Annotated in this window: 11 protein-coding genes; all 11 read left to right on the top strand. The window is 57.3% G+C overall.

From position 1 onward, the window contains the following. The coding region (rplP, locus tag VI895_11190; GenBank protein HLG20363.1) for a 50S ribosomal protein L16 at positions 1-262 on the top strand (262 nt) is incomplete at its 5' end. Beyond that, positions 259-501 (top strand): 50S ribosomal protein L29, encoded by a 243-nt coding sequence (gene rpmC / locus VI895_11185; GenBank protein ID HLG20362.1) that lies wholly within the window; start codon positions 259-261, stop codon positions 499-501. The genes rplP and rpmC, both read left to right, overlap by 4 nt. After that, entirely contained in the window at positions 498-848 is a 351-nt protein-coding gene (gene rpsQ, locus VI895_11180; GenBank protein ID HLG20361.1) for a 30S ribosomal protein S17, read from the top strand. Before rpmC ends, rpsQ begins: the two co-directional genes overlap by 4 nt. Next, on the top strand, positions 845-1,213 hold the full coding sequence (rplN, locus tag VI895_11175; protein ID HLG20360.1) for a 50S ribosomal protein L14: 369 nt from the start codon (positions 845-847) through the stop codon (positions 1,211-1,213). Before rpsQ ends, rplN begins: the two co-directional genes overlap by 4 nt. Continuing rightward, the gene (gene rplX, locus VI895_11170; GenBank protein ID HLG20359.1) at positions 1,213-1,566 is read left to right on the top strand and encodes a 50S ribosomal protein L24; all 354 of its coding nucleotides are present in this window, start codon (positions 1,213-1,215) and stop codon (positions 1,564-1,566) included. The genes rplN and rplX overlap by 1 nt, the downstream gene beginning before the upstream one ends. A gap of 3 nt (positions 1,567-1,569) precedes the next feature. Next, positions 1,570-2,124, top strand: a complete 555-nt coding sequence (gene rplE, locus VI895_11165; protein ID HLG20358.1) for a 50S ribosomal protein L5 — start codon at positions 1,570-1,572, stop codon at positions 2,122-2,124. Between the two features lie 8 nt (positions 2,125-2,132). After that, positions 2,133-2,318, top strand: coding sequence for a type Z 30S ribosomal protein S14 (locus VI895_11160; GenBank protein HLG20357.1), 186 nt, complete (start codon positions 2,133-2,135; stop codon positions 2,316-2,318). Between the two features lie 8 nt (positions 2,319-2,326). After that, complete coding sequence (gene rpsH / locus VI895_11155) at positions 2,327-2,725, top strand: 30S ribosomal protein S8 (GenBank protein ID HLG20356.1); 399 nt, start codon at positions 2,327-2,329, stop codon at positions 2,723-2,725. 9 nt (positions 2,726-2,734) lie between these two features. Further along, on the top strand, positions 2,735-3,295 hold the full coding sequence (rplF, locus tag VI895_11150; protein ID HLG20355.1) for a 50S ribosomal protein L6: 561 nt from the start codon (positions 2,735-2,737) through the stop codon (positions 3,293-3,295). Between the two features lie 17 nt (positions 3,296-3,312). Then, positions 3,313-3,672 carry a 50S ribosomal protein L18 gene (rplR, locus tag VI895_11145; protein HLG20354.1) on the top strand — a complete coding sequence of 120 codons (360 nt, stop codon included), beginning with the start codon at positions 3,313-3,315 and terminating at the stop codon, positions 3,670-3,672. A 14-nt stretch (positions 3,673-3,686) separates the two neighbouring features. After that, positions 3,687-4,108, top strand: a 422-nt coding sequence (gene rpsE / locus VI895_11140; protein HLG20353.1) for a 30S ribosomal protein S5, incomplete at its 3' end; no start/stop codon positions are given.

Raw genomic sequence — 4,108 nt, 5'->3', positions numbered from 1 at the left:
TGTTTCGATTTCCCGTTTCATCAAACGGGGAGGGAAAGTCTGGATTCGGATGTTTCCCGACAAGCCATTGACCAAGAAACCGGCCGAAACCCGGATGGGAAAAGGAAAGGGATCGCCGGAAGATTGGGTCGCGGTTATTCGGCCGGGCCGTATTTTGTATGAAATGGAAGGTGTGGACAATGCGACGGCGAAGGAAGCGTTTCGCCTGGCGTCCCACAAACTTCCGCTGAAGACCCGAATTGTTTCACGGAGAGCCGTATGAAGGGCAAGGAACATCGAAAGGAACAGATCGCCAATCTTCGCGCGTTGAAAACCGAGGAATTGGAAGCCAAAGTCCGCGAGGCGAATGAGCAATTGTTCTGGCTCCATTTCAAGCGGCACAGCGAGCAGGCGACGACGCCGATGAATATGCGGAAGTTCCGGCAATTGGTTTCGCGGATCAAGACGATTCAGCAGGAGATGGTAGTTTCCGGGAAGACGAAAAAGGAGAAACAGGCATGAGGCCTCGCGGGAAAAGAATTGAAGTCGTGGGTCGGGTGATCAGCGACAAAATGCAGAAGACGGTCATCGTGGAAACGCGAACCCACGTGAGTCACGCCAAGTACAAGAAGATCTTCGTGCGCCGGGCGAAGTTTGTGGCGCACGACGAGAAAGAGACGGCGAGCTTGGGAGATTTGGTTCGATTGCGGGAGAGCCGGCCGCTCAGCAAGACGAAACGCTGGGTCGTGGTCAACGTCATGGAAAAGGCGAAGGTGCGGCCGGAAGAGAAGGTTGCCTACCAGCGCCGCAAGGTGACGGACCAACCGCAGGCTTCGGGGGCCCCGAAAGCTCCGGAGGCCGGCGCATGATTCAGATGAAGACGAAACTCGAAGTCGCCGATAACTCCGGGGCACGCATGGTTCAATGCATTAAGGTGCTGGGGGGGACCCGACGTAAATACGCCAGCGTGGGAGACGTGATCGTGGTTGCGGTCAAAGAGGCCATCCCGACGGCGAAGGTGAAGAAAGGGGAGGTGAAGCGAGCCGTCGTGGTGCGCACCAGGAAAGAGGTGCTGCGCAAGGACGGATCGTACATTCGATTCGACGACAACTCGGCGGTTTTGATCTCGCTCGATCGCGAACCGATCGGCACGCGTATTTTCGGGCCCGTAGCTCGTGAGCTTCGGGCGAAAAATTTCATGAAGATCATTTCTCTCGCACCGGAGGTGGTCTGATGCAGATGACACGCGAGCGAAGATCCAATCAGGCGATTCGCAAAAACGATTTGGTTCAGGTGGTGACGGGACGTGAGACCGGGAAAACCGGGCGTGTCCTGACCATCTTGTCCCGGAAAGACCGCGTCTTGGTCGAGAAGGTCAATATGGTCAAACGGCATGAGCGGCCATCGGCGAAAAATCGTCAGGGCGGCATCGTCGAAAAAGAGGCTTCTCTCCATCTATCGAACGTGCTGCTGGTCTGTTCCAAGTGCAATCGACCGGTGCGCGTGCGTTTCAAGAAGACCGAGGAAGGCGAAGCGCAGAGGGTCTGCGTGAAGTGCGGCGAAACGATCGAGAAGAAGAAGGCATGACGTATGGCGACGGCGGCTCCCAGAATTAAGAAGATGTACTTGGACGAGGTGGTTCCCGCCCTCATGCAGAAGCATGGGTACAAGAACAAAATGGAGGTGCCTCGTCTCAGCAAAATCATTTTGAACATGGGCCTCGGCAAATCCACCGTTGAACCCAAAATCGTGGAGACCGCGGCCGCGGACATGGCCCGCATCGCGGGCCAGAAGCCGGTCATCACCCGGGCGAAAAAGGCCATTTCCAACTTCAAGCTCCGCAAGGGACTGCCCATCGGGTGCATGGTCACTCTTCGCCAAAGGCAGATGTACGAATTTTTTGACCGGCTCTGCAATGTGGCTCTTCCGCGGGTCCGCGATTTTAAAGGCATCTCTCCCAAGTCGTTCGACGGACGGGGAGCGTACACGCTGGGAGTTCGGGAGCATTACATCTTTCCGGAGATCGAGGTCGACAAGGTGGAAAAGACCTTCGGGATGAACGTCACTCTCGTCACCACGGCGAAGACACCGGCGGAAGCGAAGAGTCTGTTGACACAAATGGGCCTGCCGTTTCGGGAGAATTGAGAGGAGTTATGGCGAAGACATCGTTAATGGCGAAAGCTCGGAGAAAGCCGAAGTTCGGCGTACGCCGGTACAACCGCTGCCCGTTATGCGGTCGAGCGCGCGCGTACTACCGGAAGTTCGACATGTGCCGGCTCTGTTTTCGGAAACTCGCGCACAAGGGAGAAATCCCGGGCGTGATCAAGGCGAGCTGGTAGGAGGCGTACTGATGAACACGGATCCCATCGCAGATTTTTTGACCCGAATTCGGAACGCCCAAAAGGCGCAACACCCGAGCGTGGACATTCCGGCTTCGAAGGTGAAGGTTCGCCTCGCTGAAATATTGAAGGACGAGGGATTTATCTCGGACGTTCGGATGCTGTCGGATCAGGGGAAAAAGATTCTTCGGATGAACCTCCGTTATTCTTCGGACGGCGAACCGATGATTCACCGATTGAAGCGGATCAGCACGCCGGGATGCCGAAGGTACGCCTCCGCGCAAGACGTTCCCGCGACATCGACGGGAGTCGAAGTGACGATCGTGAGCACGTCGAAAGGGATGATGACGGGAATGGCCGCTCGCGACGCCTGCCTGGGCGGTGAGTTGATCTGTTCGGTCATGTAGGGAGCTACTATGTCGCGCATTGGGAAACAGCCGGTTCAACTTCCTCAAAACGTAAAAGCCGTCCTGGACGGGCATACGATCCGAATTGAGGGACCGAAGGGAAAATTGGAACTGGCGATTGAGCCGGTCATCGACGTGAAGGTGGCCGACCAGCAGGTGCTTTGTTCGCTTAAGGACGCCACGGCTCCGGACGCACGGGCCAAATTCGGTCTGACGCGGAGTTTGCTCGCGAATATGGTTCGCGGGGTAGCGCAAGGTTTTACCCGTGAACTGGAAGTCATTGGAGTCGGTTACCGAGCCGCGGTGAAGGGAAACCAGTTGGAGATGGCTCTCGGTTTTTCCCACCCGGTGCTCTTTCCGATTCCGGAGGGCATCATGGTGACCGTCGAAAAGCAGACGAAAATTACGATCTCGGGAGCCGATAAACATCTGGTGGGCCAGACGGCGGCCGAAATCCGCCGGTACCGAGTGCCGGAACCGTATAAGGGTAAGGGCATCAAGTACGCCAACGAGACCGTCCGCCGGAAAGCCGGCAAGGCGGCCGGGGCCGGCGCGGCGGCCAGCACTTAAGGAAGGCGGAATACCCCATGCATTCACGACAAGAAGGCAGAGTCATCCGAAAGGCGCGCGTAAGAAAGCGACTGACGGTATCGAGTCAGCGCCCTCGGCTGTCTGTATTTCGAAGCAACCGACATCTGTACGCCCAGATCATTGACGACGGCGCTCATAAGACGGTCGTGGCCGCCTCGACGATGTCAAAAGAACTCAAGGGGGAGATTAAGAAAACGACGACGATCGAGGCCGCGCAGAAAGTCGGACAGCTGATCGCCCGCAAGGCGATTGAAAAGAACGTCAAGGAAGTGGCCTTTGACCGGGGAGCTTATTTGTATCACGGCCGCGTGAAGGCTTTGGCGGACGCCGCCCGAGCCGGCGGTCTTAAATTCTGACGGAGGAATCTGTGATTGCAAGACCCAAAATTAATCCCGACGACTTAACGCTGACCGAGAAGGTCATCAACGTAAACCGAGTGGCCAAGGTCGTGAAGGGCGGCAAGCGGTTCAGCTTTTCGGCCCTGGTGGTCGTGGGTGACCAACAAGGTCACGTGGGCGTGGGATTGGGCAAGGCAAACGAAGTTCCGGATGCGATTCGAAAGGGCGCCGAGCGGGCCAAGAAAACGCTCATTCGGATTCCGCTGCGTAACGGAACCGTGCCCCATGAGATTTTGGGAAAATTCGGCGCGGCGAGAGTCTTCATGCGCCCGGCGAGCGACGGTACCGGTGTGATCGCCGGCGGCGCGGTCCGCGCCGTGATCACCGCGGCGGGAATCCAGAACGTCCTGACGAAGAGCCTCGGCAGCACCACGGCGCACAACGTCGTGAAGGC

The organism is Bdellovibrionota bacterium (assembly GCA_035292885.1).
Classification (GTDB): domain Bacteria; phylum Bdellovibrionota_G; class JALEGL01; order JALEGL01; family DATDPG01; genus DATDPG01.
The sequence above is the reverse complement of the archived record's forward strand: the minus strand, read 5'-3'. Positions and strand labels throughout refer to the sequence as shown.

Excerpts from the sequence above, each read along its gene's own strand:
- rpmC (HLG20362.1), top strand. The coding sequence starts at position 259 with ATGAAGGGCAAGGAACATCGAAAGGAACAGATCGCCAATCTTCGCGCG.
- rpsQ (HLG20361.1), top strand. The coding sequence starts at position 498 with ATGAGGCCTCGCGGGAAAAGAATTGAAGTCGTGGGTCGGGTGATCAGC.
- rplN (HLG20360.1), top strand. The coding sequence starts at position 845 with ATGATTCAGATGAAGACGAAACTCGAAGTCGCCGATAACTCCGGGGCA.
- rplX (HLG20359.1), top strand. The coding sequence starts at position 1,213 with ATGCAGATGACACGCGAGCGAAGATCCAATCAGGCGATTCGCAAAAAC.
- rplE (HLG20358.1), top strand. The coding sequence starts at position 1,570 with ATGGCGACGGCGGCTCCCAGAATTAAGAAGATGTACTTGGACGAGGTG.
- VI895_11160 (HLG20357.1), top strand. The coding sequence starts at position 2,133 with ATGGCGAAGACATCGTTAATGGCGAAAGCTCGGAGAAAGCCGAAGTTC.
- rplF (HLG20355.1), top strand. The coding sequence starts at position 2,735 with ATGTCGCGCATTGGGAAACAGCCGGTTCAACTTCCTCAAAACGTAAAA.
- rplR (HLG20354.1), top strand. The coding sequence starts at position 3,313 with ATGCATTCACGACAAGAAGGCAGAGTCATCCGAAAGGCGCGCGTAAGA.